Annotated in this window: 12 protein-coding genes and 1 pseudogene; 3 read left to right on the top strand and 10 right to left on the bottom strand. The window is 47.0% G+C overall.

Annotated elements, in window-relative coordinates; genetic code table 11:
• Nucleotides 1–201: 201 nt before the first annotated feature.
• Nucleotides 202–636: pseudogene (locus ACQ4MX_RS00800) on the bottom strand (alpha/beta hydrolase); the annotation flags it as partial.
• Between ACQ4MX_RS00800 and ACQ4MX_RS00795 the strand changes: the two are divergent.
• The gene (locus tag ACQ4MX_RS00795) at nucleotides 534–821 is read left to right on the top strand and encodes a hypothetical protein (protein WP_431088790.1); all 288 of its coding nucleotides are present in this window, start codon (nucleotides 534–536) and stop codon (nucleotides 819–821) included. The pseudogene ACQ4MX_RS00800 and the gene ACQ4MX_RS00795 sit on opposite strands and share 103 nt — an antisense overlap.
• A 79-nt stretch (nucleotides 822–900) precedes the next feature.
• Here the strand turns inward: ACQ4MX_RS00795 and ACQ4MX_RS00790 are convergent, their stop codons facing one another.
• Nucleotides 901–1,056, bottom strand: a complete 156-nt coding sequence (locus tag ACQ4MX_RS00790; RefSeq protein WP_431088789.1) for a hypothetical protein — start codon at nucleotides 1,054–1,056, stop codon at nucleotides 901–903.
• A 318-nt stretch (nucleotides 1,057–1,374) separates the two neighbouring features.
• On the opposite strand from ACQ4MX_RS00790, the gene ACQ4MX_RS00785 reads away from it, so the two are divergent.
• Nucleotides 1,375–1,686, top strand: coding sequence for a hypothetical protein (locus ACQ4MX_RS00785; protein ID WP_431088788.1), 312 nt, complete (start codon nucleotides 1,375–1,377; stop codon nucleotides 1,684–1,686).
• 1,978 nt (nucleotides 1,687–3,664) lie between these two features.
• Here ACQ4MX_RS00785 and ACQ4MX_RS00780 read toward each other — a convergent pair.
• Complete coding sequence (locus tag ACQ4MX_RS00780; RefSeq protein ID WP_272640797.1) at nucleotides 3,665–4,609, bottom strand: MBL fold metallo-hydrolase; 945 nt, start codon at nucleotides 4,607–4,609, stop codon at nucleotides 3,665–3,667.
• 229 nt (nucleotides 4,610–4,838) lie between these two features.
• On the opposite strand from ACQ4MX_RS00780, the gene ACQ4MX_RS00775 reads away from it, so the two are divergent.
• The gene (locus tag ACQ4MX_RS00775; protein ID WP_023987566.1) at nucleotides 4,839–5,246 is read left to right on the top strand and encodes a MerR family transcriptional regulator; all 408 of its coding nucleotides are present in this window, start codon (nucleotides 4,839–4,841) and stop codon (nucleotides 5,244–5,246) included.
• Nucleotides 5,247–5,731: 485 nt separating this feature from the next.
• Here the strand turns inward: ACQ4MX_RS00775 and ACQ4MX_RS00770 are convergent, their stop codons facing one another.
• From ACQ4MX_RS00770 to ACQ4MX_RS00740, 7 genes are all read right to left on the bottom strand, one after another.
• Nucleotides 5,732–7,837, bottom strand: a complete 2,106-nt coding sequence (locus tag ACQ4MX_RS00770; protein WP_431088786.1) for a beta-galactosidase — start codon at nucleotides 7,835–7,837, stop codon at nucleotides 5,732–5,734.
• A 130-nt stretch (nucleotides 7,838–7,967) separates the two neighbouring features.
• Nucleotides 7,968–10,988 carry a glycoside hydrolase family 2 TIM barrel-domain containing protein gene (locus tag ACQ4MX_RS00765; RefSeq protein WP_431088785.1) on the bottom strand — a complete coding sequence of 1,007 codons (3,021 nt, stop codon included), beginning with the start codon at nucleotides 10,986–10,988 and terminating at the stop codon, nucleotides 7,968–7,970.
• Nucleotides 10,975–11,142, bottom strand: a complete 168-nt coding sequence (locus ACQ4MX_RS00760; RefSeq protein ID WP_431088784.1) for a hypothetical protein — start codon at nucleotides 11,140–11,142, stop codon at nucleotides 10,975–10,977. The genes ACQ4MX_RS00765 and ACQ4MX_RS00760 overlap by 14 nt, the downstream gene beginning before the upstream one ends.
• A gap of 525 nt (nucleotides 11,143–11,667) precedes the next feature.
• The gene (locus ACQ4MX_RS00755; RefSeq protein ID WP_431088783.1) at nucleotides 11,668–13,398 is read right to left on the bottom strand and encodes a glycosyl hydrolase 53 family protein; all 1,731 of its coding nucleotides are present in this window, start codon (nucleotides 13,396–13,398) and stop codon (nucleotides 11,668–11,670) included.
• A 305-nt stretch (nucleotides 13,399–13,703) separates the two neighbouring features.
• Nucleotides 13,704–15,233, bottom strand: coding sequence for an ABC transporter substrate-binding protein (locus ACQ4MX_RS00750; protein ID WP_431088782.1), 1,530 nt, complete (start codon nucleotides 15,231–15,233; stop codon nucleotides 13,704–13,706).
• 76 nt (nucleotides 15,234–15,309) lie between these two features.
• On the bottom strand, nucleotides 15,310–16,239 hold the full coding sequence (locus tag ACQ4MX_RS00745; protein ID WP_103048577.1) for a carbohydrate ABC transporter permease: 930 nt from the start codon (nucleotides 16,237–16,239) through the stop codon (nucleotides 15,310–15,312).
• Nucleotides 16,240–16,257: 18 nt separating this feature from the next.
• On the bottom strand, nucleotides 16,258–17,178 hold the full coding sequence (locus ACQ4MX_RS00740; RefSeq protein WP_023988741.1) for an ABC transporter permease: 921 nt from the start codon (nucleotides 17,176–17,178) through the stop codon (nucleotides 16,258–16,260).
• Nucleotides 17,179–17,331 lie beyond the last annotated feature (153 nt).

The following is a 17,331-nucleotide window of genomic DNA, read 5'->3' as shown; positions in this document are numbered from 1 at the left end:
ACCTCATGTACGATTGGGCAAATTATTTTAAATTTTTGCAAAGTTCTTGAAAGGTCTCTATCTTTAGATGGATGCTTAAATATTTTCGCAAATCTTCTCTCAGCTAACACTCCCGAATATACATGATTCCTAATAAATATATTAATTTTTTTAATGGTTAAGGATTCCAATATATACTGCTGGTTAGGCACCTCTAACCGTTCAAGAGATACAACTAAGAACAGATTCAATCGAAACTAAACAAGCTGATGCCGAATAAAGCGAGATAGCAGCGACGCGGTCGGGATGATCAGCAAGTGGACCTCCGATGAACTGCTCTAGCGCTTCGTTCAAAGTAGTCACCAGTTTAATCGGATCTACGACCGGATATTCGATGGCAACCGCTGCAGGAATAGGGACATTTCCTGCACTCTGGGATTCCCCTGCCGCAACGGTGTAACCGACGAGAGAAGCAAGATTCCCGCCCGCAGACTCGCCCGTTAATATGATCTTGGTCGTATCACCGTTCCATCGGCTGGTGTTGTCACCGACCCATGCAAGGGCTCTGGACACAGCAGCGGGAGTTGTCTCCCAAGTCGGTTCACTTGGTGTCGATAGAGGATACTCAACGTCAAATACCAGGTAACCCTGCTGGGCAAAGTAATGATCGTCAGAAACAAATCCCTCGAACGATCCTTCTAAAAAACTACCGCCGTGACTTGGCTCTTCTTACTGACATCAGCACTGCGCTCGCCCGCCCGATTCCGCTTCCTGCACCTATGACGATGATGACTTTACCCTCAAGCGAAGCATCGTTTTTTCTGGAGGAAGGAGCAGCGTAGGTTTGTGGAGTCTTTTCTGCTACAAACACAATTGAAGCCAAATCATTCTTAATTGCTTCTAGTGTAGAAAGGGGAATGTTCACTTGAGGAAGGTCAACCAGCTGACCCAAAGTGAGATTGGAGGCATCTTAAATGTTGGTTCACTTACAAATTCAGGTAAATGTTTTTGCAGTACAACGAACGCTTCTTCATGGTTTAATAGATCACCAATTTTAATATTTTCATTGTAGGCCATTGGGCTCATCCTCCAGTAAAGTTAATATACTTTAAAAAAAATGATATTATATATATCATTATGATAGTACTACTATCATTTTCGAAAGTGAGAATGCAACTTTACTTCGTGAACCAAGCAAAAGTTAATCCATAAGCTTCGCTATGTTTAATACGGACCTGTTCATTGACAAGCAAGAAGTAACTTTGCTAGCATAATTGAAGCTGAATCCTGTAAGGAGGTCTTCCTCATTCAACCTACATCTTCCGCTATTTCCCTAAAAAGGAGCAATTGATCGTGTCCGTTGCTTCCAAGATTGTCCAATCCTAGTTTGAGGTGTTGTCAGAAATTATAAGTGGTAAAGGCAACTGTTACGACAAGCTGGACAGAATCTTTGGTGCGCTCATCTTTTTTCAGAACACAGAGCATCAACGAAACTCTAAACTTATTGAAGCATTTGAATGCTACGTTGCGATGTCAAAACAACCTCTGGAAGATATAGAAATCTACCAGGCACAATACAACAAACTGATCGCGCTTTTCAGCGAGCTTACCTTACTTGGAGAGCAAGACGGCTCTGTAAGGACGGACCATATGACTGCCGATACTATCATTACCATGATGAACATTTTTGTAAATATTATCCAATAGAATGGCTATGCTGAATGCCATTGCGGCATTTCATACACAGGTAGAAGAGGCAGAACAGTTCAATATCCTGAAGAAATTATTGTGGACCAATTAAGAGCTTAAACATCGCCTTTGGACTTTAGATTGGCTTTAGGTTATCGCGGATTCCCAAACTATGAGACCGATGTGAAGCACATATTGAACAGGACATCCTACACTATTTTTGTTGTTTATGTACTGGACCACGTATTTTGTACAGAAGAAAGTACCTAACGCCAGTAAAGGCTGGCAAGGCACTTTCTTCATTCGGTGTTTACTTCAAATCTTCCACCTGTTCGTTTGGTCATGCTGGGAGCAGACAAATCTCTCCAGCATGACTTTGCAGTAGCATCTTTGCTTTATGCTACCCGTGCTTTCACTCCATTTTCCATTCCTCCTTTTTTCGCCTAAATCGCCCGTGCAATTTCGTTTGCCTCGGCCACGGCATTCAGCGCTCTGCGAGCTTGGACCGCATCTCCGATAACATGACATGGAATGTAATGCTCTCTGCAAAACGCATTTATATTCTCAAAACTTCGTGATTTGGCACCGATAGCAACGACAACCGAATTACAAGGGTAGTCTTGAAGTTGCCTCTTGTTTTCAATTACAACTGCGTTGTCCTTAATTTCCACACATTTGGCATCCGTTAAAGTTTTCACCCCAGAAGCATAAAGATTTTCCATGACGCATATTAAGGGATGCGGTAACAGGCGTTCCGAGTTTAACCTCTACACCTTCTTTGATGGCCTGCTTCCCCATAGCCAAAGCAGTTGCCTCAAGACCTGCTATCCCGCCCCTGCAACCAAAGCTTTTTTGGGGTACTCGGTAGTCGTTAGCTTGTATTCGGCTTCTCTGCCCAGTGCTGGATTTCTCAAGCAAGTGATAAATGGTACTTCCGTAGCAACATCAGCCGCAATAACCAGCTAACGTAACCTTCGCACAAGGAGAAATGCCACTAAAATTAAGCAGACCATTTTAAAAAAACTTCACCACCAAAAAAGAGAAAGAACTTCCTATGAATGATCAATGAAATGAGCGTTTTTTTAGTAACTTCAGAAACATCTACAACATGCAGCTAAATGCTTCTATGACATTGGGCAGAAAAAATTTTAGATGCAGTATAGTTGAAGGTAGTCGATTGAAAATTCTAGTTTACCGGGAGCCATTTAATGTCTACTTCTTCATCCAAAACTGTCCAATTTTTATTGTCGTTCGAACCTTCAAATGTCCATTGGATGAAATACAGGTCGCTCCCCTGCAGCCGGTCCGTAACCAGCCTTCGCCGATTTCAGGCTGCTGTTTGTAGTCTCGGCTATCTAGGGCTTGAATCATCAAGCATGTCCGTTTTTCTTCAGAATCTCTTTGATCTTCACATACATTTCTTTAGATACATGTTCCTTCAAGGTAGTACCGTCCTGATACATACCCAGATTCATGATCATTTTCTGCTGAGCTCATTGGCCGCCTTGCTGATATCAATCTCCATGCTAAGATAATCGGCTCCGGCAAAAACCTCAAACCAACACTTCCCTACCGGACAATGGATTGCCACGGTTACAGGCAATTGGAGAAGTGTAGACGTTTCAGGAATCGCCGCAAACTGGAAACATGACATATCTGAGAGGAAGTTCGAATAAACCGGTAGAGAAGATCCGAAAAATATCTATACCGATAACGAAAAGAAACGATTGAGTGAAGCTTAGCTGAAGCTAAAGTGCTTAACGGGTTTCGCTATTACCGTTTACACCGTCTGCAAAACTTAAGAGAACAAGTCCTGATGACAGCTGTTCGGTGAAAATAAAGTATTAGACTGACGATGCTTCATTAAGCTAACAGGCAGGTTAACCTAACAAGCAGACTGCCAATTACGTTTGAAAATACCCAAACGTGCTGCCGGGTTGACATTCAGAACTGGCCTTGTGAATCTGGTGGAGTTAAAGGGAGTGCTAGTTGTGTCTCATCTATTATTTTGAACAAGCATTGTATTGAAGAGCCAGCGAAAATTCCATCTGAAATACTGAGCTAGATGCCAATCTTCATAGCCATTTAATACACCTTCATTTAACCAGTAAGACTCTGGTTTTCCGCTCGTCGCAGCTTCAGACACATAAGCGATCGTTTTTTCTAAAAAGCGAATGACATCTAGGATTTTATCTGGAGTGGACACATCTCCATGCCCGGGAATGACAGTATCTACCTTCAGATCTCTTTGAATGCGTCTAAGGATGCGTATCCAAGCGTAGGGATTACCGTATGGCATGACCGGAATCGTCTTGTTGGTTATTAAATCACCAGCAATCAAGGTTCGTTCTTCAGGCACGTAAATAACGGCATCGCTTAAAGAATGGCCGCCTCCGTAGGATAAAACTTCGACAGTGCGTTTTGCTCCTTTTATAACTAGTTTATCGTCAAAAGTTATCGTGGGTATCACCCTACGAAGGGAAGGGATAGCATCATACAGGGCTCTCTGCACGGAAAGATCATAGCCGATTTCGGTTAAGATGTGCGGATTTTTTTCTTGTGAACGTACTTGATGTAGGCTATTTATTAACTTCTGAATGTTTTGTTGCATAAGATCAATATTCACTTTACCCATTTCAGATAGCAAATCTCTTGTCCAAACGGTAGATATAAAATCACTTTCCATGAATTCCTGATTGCCGTTGACATGATCTCCATGGAAATGAGTATTGATCACATATTTAATTGGTTTATTCGTTAATTGTTCTGCGGTTTGACGTAACAAAGCACCAGAATGCGGTAGGTTAGTTGTGTCCACAACAACGGTCAAATCCCCAATGTCAATAATTGCCGCATTCCCCAGCGAACCACTACCAGGTACCGAAATAGCACCCCAGATACCTTCCGCTGCTTGTTGAATCGTGAAATATTTGTTGTTCATTGTTTATGCCTCCATCAAAATAAGTTTGACACCATTTCCTTTTATCTTTAGTTTTTTTATGTTTCATGTATATCAATTAGCAACTTTAGCTTACAAGTTAGAGTCAACTAGAAATCAAGCACAAATTTTTGAAATGAAGTTAGAGGTGCAAATATCGACTTCGAGTTGACTTAAAGATGTATAATAGTTTTAAATTTTGGTTTAGAAAAAAGGAGTGACATAAAAAACAATGCTTACTATAAGTCAAGTATCAGAAAGAACGGGGCTAACTCCTTATACGATTCGCTATTATGAAAAAATTGGAGTGCTACAGGAACCAAATCGAAGAAATGGAAGGACACGCATTTATACCGAAAGTGAGGTTTCATATATACAATGTTTAATTAGATTAAAAAAATTGGGATTGTCGCTTGAGGAGATTACGGAATTTACTCGTGACGGATGTGTACTGGATAAAATTCAAAAAGGGGAAGAAGTTGCTAATTTTACTCCTGCCTTACACATACGGATAGAAATTCTTGAAAAGCATCTGGTGGAACTGGAATCCAAGCGGCAGGAACTTGAGTGCATGATTTCCCTTGCCAACGAGAAGATAGCCCTGTACCAAAAACTTACGAAAGACGATATAGTAATGTAGAAGACCTGGTTCACCACCAGCATATACGATGGCAACAGAATTGATTGAACTAACGAAATACGTTAGTTGAACGACAACATCGGCAGTCTAAGACTTTATTTTTCAAGTCTTGTTCCGTCGCTGCTTCTTTTAATGGATTAGTCTAAAACTTATTTTTCAAAAGCTGACGATTCTTCAATTCAAAAACCGCGTTAAATCAACGACACCAGTCTAAGACTTTATTTTCTCAGTCTACAACTATATTTACCTAGTCTAACACTTTATTTTTCAGTCTAAAAGACAACAGCAGCCGCCCAGAACATGAAGGAGATGGTGATCTACCTGGATCGCATTTGAAAAACGGGGGGATTATGGCACGTTTATTCTCAGTAATTGACTATGTGAAATCCAAGAAGCCCTGTACCTGTACCTTAATAGAGTACAGGGCTTCTTACTGTATTCTTTTACCCTATGCAGGCATCATCTTTACTGACAAGGCACATTTGTCATCCATTTTGTTCATTTGCTCCATACTTGTTGTACCAGGATTTCGCTTGTCGTTTCAACAAGCGAATGCCGTTTACACCGAGCTCGACGGCATCGCCCGCGGCATCGCCTGTTTCCATATCCGTGTAGGACTGGCCGTCCAATTCGACGCGCTGCGGCGTGCCTCCGAAATTCTGGATAAACACGAAGTCGGCCGTTCCGTTCGTCCGCGCCTGCGCCGTAACGCCATGAGGAAGCTTTGTATCGATTACCCGCTCCAGGCCAGCCTCTTCAGCCAATCGGCCATAGAATGCGTCCAGAAAATCGTCCTTGAGCCGGGTCGCCATGTAATAGGCGCGCCCTTTGCCCAGTCGATTCACCGTCAGCGCGGGACGGCCTGCATAGAAACTGTCCGTGTAGACGCCAAGCACTTCCGCACCCTCCGGATGGATCAGCTCGCAAAGTTCATGCGATTCAAATGTTCCAGCCAGGCCGAGCGGATTATCTGTCGCCAATACGACGCCGTTGCGATCATCGTCGTACAAACCCTCGATCTCCTCCGCCCAAATACCAAGCGTGTTGCGTAGCGGTCCCGGGAAACCCCCGAGGTGGCAAAGATCATGCTCGTCGACGATCCCAGACCAGTACGTTGCGACCAGCGTTCCCCCATTCTCGACGAAAAGTTCTAGCTTCTTCCCGGTTTCCTCCCGGCACAAATATAGCATGGGCGCGACAATCAGCTTGTACGGCGCGAAGTCGTCCTCGGAGCCGATGACGTCGGTTGGCACGCCGTGAGACCATAAAGCGCGGTGCTGAGCGTACACAGTCTCTTCGTAATGGAGACCCGTGTTGCGCGGCCCTTGTGCATCCTTGATTGCCCAACGGTTATCCCAATCGAACAGGATTGCCGCTTGCGCGGGCGTCGAAGTCCCAACGACCTCAACCAATCCCGCCAGCGTCTGGCTAAGCTCCGTGACATCTCGGAAGACTCGCGTATGCTCGTGACCGACATGGTCCACGACCGCGCCGTGGAATTTCTCGCTGGAGCCGCGGCTTTTGCGCCATTGGAAGTATTGGACGGAATCCGAGCCGTGCGCCACGGCTTGCAACGAGGACAGTTTGTGCATGCCCGGCTGCTTTAGCTTGCTGACTGGCTGCCAGTTGGTCAGGCTCGGCGTGCTTTCCATCAGCAGGAACGGCCGCCCCTTGATAGAACGAAACAGGTCGTGATAGAACGCAACGAATGCTCCCAGTTCGGCGTCGTCATGATGCTCATGCCACGTCGGGTAAGCGTCCCAGGAAATGATGTCGAGCAAATCTCCGAATTTATGGTAGTCCAAACCCTCGAACATATGCATGTTGGTCGTGACCGGCAACGCTGACCCTGCTTTCCGTATCGCTTCGATCTCGTAACGGCAGAAATCGATCGTTTGGTCCGTCACAAAGCGGCGCCAGTCGAGATTCTGGCCATGTACTGCGCATTCGCCGTGCGGAGCAGGTGATTCGATCTGCCCCCAATCGAGGTACGTATGCGCCCAGAACGTCGACCACCACGCATGGTTTAACGCCTCAAGCGTGCCGTATTTATTTTTCAACCACGCCCGGAAGGCGTCTTGGCAATGGTCGCAATGACAATCGCCGCCGAATTCGTTGGAAATATGCCAGCCTACGACCGCCGGATGGTCGCCGTAACGCTCCGCCAGCTTCCGGTTGATGATGGAAGTCTTTTCGCGGTAAACCGGTGATGTATAGCAGTGATTGTGACGCATGCCGTGCAGGTTGCGGACGCGATTCGCTTCGACCCGCCGAACCTCCGGATACTTTTCTGACATCCAAGCCGGACGTGCGCCGCTAGGCGTCGCCAGCCAAGCATAAATACCGTTCGCTTCGAAGCGCTCGAGCAGTTGGTCCAACCAATCGAAGGTAAACGTACCTTCCGTCGGTTCGAGCGCGGCCCATGCGAATATGCCGATCGACATGACGTTGCAGCCGGAAAGTTTCATCAGACGGATATCTTCCTCGAGCACCTCCGGATAACGAAGCCATTGATCTGGATTGTAATCGGCACCGTGCATCATGACGGGAAGCTTGTCGCTTACGGGTGGGAATACTTGCGTGTTCTTCATAGCGTCTATCTCTCCTCGTGTAATGGTGTATTATGGACAAAATCTAGCATTTACCTGCAAAAATGCAGCTAAATCTTGGAATCAAACGAATCCGTTTGAACTTATCGTATTTGTGCTGCTGGCAGCATAGCTACTCATCTGCTTTAAACACCGGAATGATGCGCAAACCAAATTCAATTTCCTTTTCATCCAGACGATATGGCTGGAGCAGCTCCGGACCGCAAGAGTTCGATCCAATCCCACTCATCTTGTAATCAAGATGGATAAACGTTTCTTTACGCTTAGTAAGCTCATGGAGGTGCCCCGCAGCCGCAAGATCGTCCATGCCGTAATGCCCCGCATTGAACGAGAAGGCCTCATCCCCTTCGAAACGAAGGCCCATGCCTAGTGCATTGGATACAGTGACCCATTCTGTTCCGAATCGTGAGCCGTTTTCTTGCGGTTTAATGTAAGGAACGAACATCTCATCGACTGTCGTCAGGTAATGCCCTTTCTTTACACTTCGACATTTGTCCATATAGCTCTCGTGCGGGCCGAGTCCGAAGTATTCTACTTCCTCCATGCCGGCAGGCATCGTGAGCTGAAGCCCGAAGCGAGGCAAATACAACAGGTCCTTCTTCACGTTCGCTTTTACACATAGCGCGATTTCCCCCGTCGCCAACACTGTCCATTCGGCGTTTCCTGAGAGAATGGTCGGTACGCTATAGCCGCCCAATGAGAAGGAGACTTGAATGGTGACCGAACCGACTTCCTCCTGCTTCCAATCCACGCAATACACCTTCGTGACCGCCCGATCAAATCCGGCCTCAAGCCACTTTTCTTTCACAAAGCGGTCGTTATCGGTTGGCGCACGCCATACGGAGAAGGCAACGGGTTCTTGGATAAGCGGCACGCCGTGCCGGGAAATCGCCGTGAATGCTCCCTTGCATAAATCGAAGTGATGGACGAAATCAAAGCCTTTGATCGTCAGCATCCCATCCTCTTCCCGCGCCAAGATGCCGGGCCGGTCAACGGCAACGACGTCTACTTTCTTTCGGATGACGGGTAGCTCAAATTGCTCAAACGCAATTTCGTGCCCCAAGTCGCCCCATGACGTCTCGCGGTTCAATCGGTATGAGATCGTCAGGAAATAACGGCTCTCCGACTCCTTAGGCCAGCAAACCGGGATCGTAATCGTTTCCGTTGCGTGCGGCGGCGTCGACAGTCCTTCGAGCAGGCCTTGTCCCGCGACTTGTCCGTCCTTCTCGACCTTCCAATGGAAAATGACGTGGGACAAGTCGATGAAATCGTATAGATTCGTGACATCGAGCTTTCCTGCCGCAAGCGCCTTTGCTTCCACGCGAATTGGAGCGATGACTTGCTTTAGCTCGAGCAGACCGGTATGCGGAACGCGGTCCGGCGACACGAGTCCGTCAATGCAGAAATTTCTGTCATTTGGCCGATCCCCGAAGTCGCCTCCGTAGCCGAAGAAAGGTGTGCCGTCCTCCGTCCGCGTCAAAATCCCGTGATCGCACCATTCCCAGACGCAGCCGCCCATCAGCTTCGGATATTTATATATGACGTCCCAGTAATCCTTCAAATCCCCGGGGCCATTGCCCATCGCATGGCTGTACTCGCATAAGAAGAGCGGCATCGTAGCCGTTTCGTCCTTCGCATAATTCTCAATATACTCGATCGATTCGTACATATGGCTATCCATGTCCAAACACCTCGTTTCGATGCTGCCTTGATGGCGTGGTGCGGCGCCTTCGTAGTGAATCGGACGGGATGGATCGCGCACTTTCGCCCACTCCGCCATCGCGATATGATTTGCGTCGAAACCAGATTCATTCCCCATCGACCAAATGATGACGGACGGGTGGTTTTTATCCCGTTCGATCATCCGTTCCGCGCGTTCGACAAAGCTTTCCCGCCAGGCTGGATTCTTCGTCAAGGCATGGTAGGTTCCCGTCGCGGGCAGCACCCCATGGCATTCCAAGTCCGCCTCGTCGATGACGTAAAATCCGTATTCGTCGCAAAGCTCCAAAAATTTCGAGTCGTTGGGATAATGTGAAGACCGAATCGTGTTGATGTTATACCGCTTCATTAAGACAAGGTCTTGAACCATGTGGGGAACGGGAATGGTCTGTCCCAGCTCGGGATGAGAGTCATGCCGATTGACCCCTTTTAGCTTAACGGCCTGTCCATTAATCCGAAAGACACCGTCCTTGATTTCGATTTTGCGGAAGCCTACCTGGAATCGGAGGACTTCTTGTCCGGAGTATACGAGTAACTGGTACAAATAAGGACACTCCGCGTTCCACAGCACCGGGGCTTCGACATGGAACGCTAGCATACCCTTCCCGTCGATTGCCGCCGATTGGAAGCCGACCTGCTTACCGTCCGTGTCAAGTAGTTCCGCTTTTACGCCTACAGGGCCAATCGCCTCGATTTCGCAGCGCAGCACGGCCCAGCTGAAATCACTCGCCAACTCTTGCTTGTTGTAGACATCCCGAATGTAATGTGAATCGCGTGCGAGCAAATAGACGTCCCGGAAAATACCCGAAAATCGCCAAACGTCCTGATCCTCTATATACGAACCATCACACCATTTTAAGACCATGACAGTAACCCGGTTCGATCCCGTTCGCAAGACGCCCGTCAGATCGAACTCCGCCGGCATCCGGCTTCCTTGACTGTAGCCGACAAACCGGCCGTTGACCCATAGGTAAAAACATGAGTTCACGCCCTCGAACACGATGAACGGCTTCTTCTTCTCCCAGCTAACCGGCACATTGAAGTCCCTGACATAGACCCCCGCCGGATTGTCGTCCGGCACATACGGCGGATTATACGGAAAAGGATAGTGGATGTTCGTATAATGCAGCTGGTCGTATCCGTTCACTTGCCAGCAGGAAGGTACAAGAAGATCGTCCCATCCACCGACATCCGCCCTTTCCTCATAAAACCCGTTTTCAACCCCCTGTACACTGGCATGATAGCGGAATTTCCAGCTGCCATTCAACGTTTGGTAAAAGGGAGATCGCCCTCGCTTCCCCTCCATCGCCCGCCGCGTATCCCCATATGGAATAAAATACGCCCTGGATTCCTCGCGATTGATTTGCCTTATACCCAAGTCCTCCCAATACGTCTCGATCTTAACCATAATCATCCACGCCCTTTCGTCCTTTACGCTCACCACTCGTCCACGCTTCGTCCTTGTAATCGATACTTGCTTTGTTATAATGAATGCCTATTGATCTACTTACTTGCTGGCAAGCAGTCAAAGCGATCGGTACGGAGTGACTGCGGTGAGCTAGCGCCATGTCGTAAGCCTCTGCCGTCGATACGATTTTATTGTATTCGGTAACTCATCCAGCATGATTGAAATGCGGCAGGATGATATCGACGGAAAACCCAGCAGAAACATCTGATACCCGATCAAGATAGGCTCAGCGTGAGCATTAGAAGCAGGGTTTCATTCTTCCTCACTCCAAATCTGTGCAGGTTCATGCTCTCCCTCTCCCTCTCCTCTCTCCGCTATATATCCATTATAGGATAGCGTAATGGGTCTCGAGAATTTAGCCTAGCAACAATAACCCATACTTTTTCACCGATCTGTCGAACCATGTGTTTTCCCTCATAGCAAAAAACAGAGAACCCCGTTCATGATTCAACCGGGGTCTCGCTCACACATGCAGCTATTCAAATCTTGTGCCTCTTGCTCGTAAAAAGTCTCTTTCGAATAGTATGAGTCAAAACGAAAGAAACGGGTCCCCATTCCAAGGAATGGGGACCCGTTTTTCCAATAACTTAATTTCGATGTCTTTAGCTTAGATCCAAAGATCTTGTTACTTTACAGCATCGGCTTTCTTAATAAGTTTGAAGTCGTCAATGTTTCCCCATTGCCCGCCGGGGAATTTTAGATGGGCGCCAATAGTCAGAGTTCCATCTGTAACTACAACGTTATCTATTGTTGGATTAGACCATTGTCCGGTATTTGTAAAACTCTTCCTTTTACCTCCAGCAAAAATCTCAGATATCTCTTCTTCTCCTCCGCCATAGACCCAAGCAGATAATTGATAGGTGCCATTTTTAATCCCTGTGATAGTTTGGGAAACTTTGAATTCTGTGGATGTTGGTCTCCAATAGTGTAATGCTAATGTGCCGGAGTGTACGTCACTATCTGTACTAACCGCGTCTGTATCCCCAGTAACCTTCCACGGTTTTAATCCAATCTCAAAGCCAGGATTTTGAATCATACTTGTGCTTGGCACCACAGTAACTTTGGAAGAGTCAGTAAAACCCCCATCATATGAAACCACCGATATGGTTGCTGTCCCAACAGAAAGTCCGGAAATAGTCCCATTATAAGGATGTACCTTTACGATATCAGGATTTGAGCTCGTAAAAGTAATTCCTTTATAGGTTGCATTAGCAGGATTGATGATAGCATTTAGCTTACTAGTAGCACCTACTTCAATCGTTTCGGTGTGCTTATCCAGAGCTAAAGATTGCACAGGATACCGATTATTTTCAACAGCACCGTCAATAAATGCATCTAATGCCAATGAGGGCGTACCGTCCGGGTCCCATGCAGATTTAGGATACCCAAAATAATTCCCCTCAGGTGCCCAATAAAATACACCCGTTCCCAAATCGTTCGGAGCTGCATGTAATTTATTTTGAACATTTACAAGCATGTTATAAACACTATCAGCATCCTTGGCAACTTCCCCCCCGACTTCAACAATCATGACTTCCTTCCTATATTTTTCTGCGAGTTTATTCATGTTTTCAGTTAATTCATGAATTGAGGAAGTAAAAACCGAATCCGGATAATAAGATAAGCCAATGATATCATAATCGCTATCTTTAAGACCGGCTGCAACCAGACCGGCATAAAACGGTTCAACGCCATTTTCTGCTCCGCTTGCTCTATGGATGATAACCTTAATCCCAGGAAAAACCGCTTTGGCTGCGCTCGATCCGGCTTGGATCAGTTGAACGAGGTTGGACGTATTGCTATACTCCCCCAAGGGATGCATCATTCCATTATTAATTTCATTCCCGATTTGTACCCACTCTGGTGTTACGCCTGCTACTTTTAGAGCATTCATCACCTCAGAAGTGTATTCCAATACATGTACTTTTAATTGATCTAAATTATCGTTGGCCCATGCTTTAGGTGTTATCTGTTTTCCCGGGTCAGCCCAAGTATCACTGTAGTGTAAATCAATCATAACCCTAAATCCGAAGGCGCTTACACGAGATGCTAATGCAACTACTTCTTCTGTACTGCAATGACCATTGGAAGGATCATCAGACGGATCAACAAAAGCCCGTATTCTTATGGAATCAATTCCGTGATCCTTTAAAATCTGAAGAAGATCTTGCTCTTCCCCATTATCATTATAGAATTTATAACCCAAGGCCTCTAATTGTGGCAGCCAGCTGATATCTGCGCCTTTGGCGAACGAGTCAGGGATAGATGAAGCGCTTACCTTTATCGGTAAGATAAAGGCTGTCATGGATATAATCATTGCAAATGTAAGAATCATAGCAATTATTCTATTTATCATTGTACTACCTCCTTGTTTTATTTGCATCAATACATCTGGATTGAAGCGCTTTCACAAACCTCTATGGATCACATCCCGTTCCATGCCAACTGGATCGTCCACTTGGATTTCAGAATCCGCCGATTCGGGTAGTTCCAAATTCGCAACCTGAGCAACTCACACGCTCCTCTTTAATCGCAGCATGTCGTCCTGCACCCAGTCTTCGCAAAACGTACCTCCTGCCGCTTCGATTTCGTCCACAAACGAGATATCTATCCCTTTCGACTTTCGTTGAAAAAGAAAGAGGGAGTGACTCCCTCTTTACGTTATTTCCCTGCCAAGAAGGCGTCAATTTGGCTTTGCAGTTCCGCCTGTACTTTGTCGATACCCGCAACTTTAAGTTGCTTGATTAGATCGGCTTGACCCTTCTCCAAATCCGGAATCAGGCCGTACTCTAACGGGACGCCGTATCGTAACATCACGTTTCCGATGCTAGCTATTTCATTCTTTACCTTCTGGTCGTCGAACACGAACGTCTCAAGCGGATAGTGATAAACTTTCTTCTTCCAGTCAGCTTCCATATTCGTCGCTTCCTGAGGGTAGGAAGCATCCGTCCGATTGAGTGCCGAATTCCACCCCCAGTAGGAGAAACCGGTGAAATTCGCTTGGCTCGCGCCTGGTTTAAACTTGTCGTCGCCGACCGGCTCGTAGTGCTTGCCTGCGATGCCGTACATCGTTAAATCATGAATTTGCTTGTCGTTCTGCAATAGGTCGATCACCATTAGGGAACGCTCTACATGCTTGGTCGTTGCATGAACCGCCATGCCATTCTGCGTTGAGATGGAAGCCGTCTTCTTCTGATTCGGGGTGAGATCGGCGATAGCCATGTCGGCATCAGGAAGCGCACGACGAGCCTCGGCCAAATCGAAGCCCACAGATCCGAGATTGCGTTTGTACGATGCGGCCTTGCCAGCCTTCATTTCCTGCCAAACGTCATTCTTGCTGTTGACAACGTTCTTGGACCAACCACCGTTATCGGCCAAGTCTTTATAATAAATGAGCAATTTTTTGAATTCCGGCGTATCATAAACGTTAAAAACTTTGCCTGTTGCATCGTCGAGCTTATAAGCGAACGGGATGTTCGGATCTACGAGTTTCCACTCGTTATACTGCTCGAGTAGTACATTATCCAGCTCGTTCCATTTATACCCGCCGCCCGCCGCTGCGGCGAAGCCGCTCATCCCTTTTTCGTTCTTCGAAATCGTCTTCGCGTAGGCGGCAAACGTCTCGGGACTGGTGACTGGCTCAAGATTGTACTTCTTGCGTAAGTCCTCACGAATCAGCAGAACTTTGTCCATAATTTCTTGGTTGTTGTTCGGCACCATGTACAGCTTGCCCTTAATCTTCGCCTGGTCCCAAGATAGCTTCGGCATTGCTTTCCATGTCATAGGTGCATAGGACTTCAGCAGTTCGTCGGTCAGTTCGTAGAAGCCACCATTTAGCGCCTGATTGGAATAGAATGCCCAGTTCGCCGTGTACACCAAGTCGAAATCATCTTTCGCTGCGAACCTGAGTGGATATTTCTGCGACCAATCGGACCAGTCGAGGAATTCGACATCGACTGTCGTGTTGATCTTCTTCTTCAGCAGTTTGTTCACCTCACCGAACACTTCGTCGTAATCCGCCGGCTTGGCGCCCAGCAGCAGCATTTTCAGTTTAACCGTGCCGTCGTTCGCGCCGTCTGTACCGTTCCCCTCCCCTGAATTTCCATTTTTTCCACCGCATGCGCTAATTAGCGTACTAAGCAACAACACGATGACAAGAAGCAACATGGCATTCCTCTTCTTATGTTTCATGATCCATACTCCCCCTAATTCAGATAATGGCGTTGGTGTGAACGGACATGCTATCGATAACCAAGTTGCCCTGAGATCATCCTTTCACTGAACCGACAGTCAAGCCTTTGACGAAAAAGCGCTGAATGAACGGATACGCGATTAGGATGGGTCCTGTCGCTACAATCGTCATCGCCATCTTCAAGCTTTCGGTCGGGATATTTAAATTGACAACCGCCCCCGATTCCATCATCGCCTTGCGCATGCCGTCCATATTCCCAAGCATGCGATAAAGATAGTACTGCAGCGGCATCAAATTCTCTTGCGAGATAAAGAGCAGCGGGTTATACCAATCGTTCCAGTAACCAAGCGCGATGAACAATCCTATGGTCGCCAGTGCCGGCTTCGACAAAGGGATGATCAGCTCGATAAAGATCCTGAAATCGCCCGCTCCGTCGATTTTAGCGGATTCTGTAATCGCTTCCGGGATATTGCCCATGAACGTCTTCATGACAATGATGTAGAACACATTCATCAATAAGGGAAGAATCAATACCAGAAAAGTATCCTTTAGGTGCAAGTATTCAACGACGAGCAAATACCAGGGGACAAGCCCACCGTTGAACAGTGTCGTAAAGAAGAAGTAGAACGAGAAGGTTCCTCGCCATTTGAAATCCTTCCTAGCCAGAACATAGGCCGTCATTGCGGTCAAAAACAGCCCGACCAGCGTCCCGATGGCGGTCACCCCGATCGTGACGGCGTAAGCCTGGATCATCTGTGAGGGATATTTGAACAGAATACTATACGCTTCGATCGAGAAGACCGTCGGGAACAACTGAAAGCCATTCTCAATAATGCTCTTCTCCTCTGTCAACGAGGAGGACACGATCAAAATAAAAGGCAAGATGCAGAATAAAGCCAGAATAGTAAGCGAGACGTAGCCGATAATATTGAGCAATACACGATCGGCAGACACGCGTTTTCTGCCTACCGCTTGGGCGACTGGGCTCGTATTTATCGTAGACATGGGCATTCCCTCCTTCTCTTAGAATAATGCACGGTCTTTATCGTATTTGCGAACCGCGTAGTTGGCAATCATGATGGTCACGAAGCCAAGCAACGATTGGTAGAAGCCCGCTGCGGCCGACATGCCGATCTCATTTGAGCTCATCAGCAGGCGGAAGACAAACGTATCGATGACATCCGTATTTGAGAATAAGAGACCGTTGTTGCCGATCATGTTGTAGAACATCCCGAAATCCCCACGAAAAATATTGCCGATCGCCAGCAACACCAGGATAATCATTGTTGGATACAGGTTTGGAACAGTAATTTTAAGGATTCTCTGGAATACGTTGGCTCCATCGATTTCCGCCGCCTCGTACATCTCGGTATCGATGCTCGTGATGGTAGCCAGATACATGATCGTCCCGTAACCGAACGCCTTCCATGTGGATACGATGACCAGAATGAACGGCCAATACGCGGGGGTATTGTAAATGTCGATCGGCTCCATGCCCAGCTTCGTCAACATCGCGTTAATAAACCCGAAGTCGTAGCTAAATAAGTTGAATGCAATGGCGCCGACGACAACCCACGAGATGAAGTAAGGCAGGAAAAACACCGTTTGAGTCAACTTTCGAAACCACTTCCCCCCCACCTCGAACAGCAGGATCGCGGCAAAGATTTGCACTACGTTGTTCACGACAATGAACGCGATATTGTAAAGCGCGGTGTTGCGTGTTACGCGCCAGGCGTCACCTGACTCGAAAAGAAACCGGAAATTATCGAGACCATTCCAGGGGCTCCCGAATACACCGCCGTCAAAGTTGAATTGCTTGAACGCCAATACGATTCCCGCCATAGGCACGTACGCGAACAGAAAAATAAAAAGTACGCCTGGCGTGAGCATCAGTAGCAGGGTTTTATACTTCCTGACATCGCTCCAAAATCCATGCAGGTTCATACTGCTCCCTCTCCTCTCTCCTCTTTGTCCCCATTATAGGCGAGCGTTATAGGCCTTGAAAATTTAGCCAAGCAACAAAAAACTATACTTTTTCACCGATCTGTCGAAACGTTGCCGTTTCCCTCCATGAAAAACTACACTGCCCCATTGATT

It is taken from the genome of Paenibacillus sp. 8b26 (assembly GCF_050626875.1).
In the GTDB taxonomy this organism is placed as follows: domain Bacteria; phylum Bacillota; class Bacilli; order Paenibacillales; family Paenibacillaceae; genus Paenibacillus.
Note: the sequence above shows the minus strand (reverse complement) of the source record. Positions and strands in the feature narration are given on the sequence as shown.

Excerpts from the sequence above, each read along its gene's own strand:
- ACQ4MX_RS00770 (WP_431088786.1), bottom strand. The coding sequence starts at position 7,837 with ATGAAGAACACGCAAGTATTCCCACCCGTAAGCGACAAGCTTCCCGTC.
- ACQ4MX_RS00780 (WP_272640797.1), bottom strand. The coding sequence starts at position 4,609 with ATGAACAACAAATATTTCACGATTCAACAAGCAGCGGAAGGTATCTGG.
- ACQ4MX_RS00765 (WP_431088785.1), bottom strand. The coding sequence starts at position 10,988 with ATGATTATGGTTAAGATCGAGACGTATTGGGAGGACTTGGGTATAAGG.
- ACQ4MX_RS00740 (WP_023988741.1), bottom strand. The coding sequence starts at position 17,178 with ATGAACCTGCATGGATTTTGGAGCGATGTCAGGAAGTATAAAACCCTG.
- ACQ4MX_RS00795 (WP_431088790.1), top strand. The coding sequence starts at position 534 with ATGCAAGGGCTCTGGACACAGCAGCGGGAGTTGTCTCCCAAGTCGGTT.
- ACQ4MX_RS00790 (WP_431088789.1), bottom strand. The coding sequence starts at position 1,056 with ATGGCCTACAATGAAAATATTAAAATTGGTGATCTATTAAACCATGAA.
- ACQ4MX_RS00755 (WP_431088783.1), bottom strand. The coding sequence starts at position 13,398 with ATGATAAATAGAATAATTGCTATGATTCTTACATTTGCAATGATTATA.
- ACQ4MX_RS00760 (WP_431088784.1), bottom strand. The coding sequence starts at position 11,142 with ATGGCGCTAGCTCACCGCAGTCACTCCGTACCGATCGCTTTGACTGCT.
- ACQ4MX_RS00750 (WP_431088782.1), bottom strand. The coding sequence starts at position 15,233 with ATGAAACATAAGAAGAGGAATGCCATGTTGCTTCTTGTCATCGTGTTG.
- ACQ4MX_RS00775 (WP_023987566.1), top strand. The coding sequence starts at position 4,839 with ATGCTTACTATAAGTCAAGTATCAGAAAGAACGGGGCTAACTCCTTAT.
- ACQ4MX_RS00745 (WP_103048577.1), bottom strand. The coding sequence starts at position 16,239 with ATGTCTACGATAAATACGAGCCCAGTCGCCCAAGCGGTAGGCAGAAAA.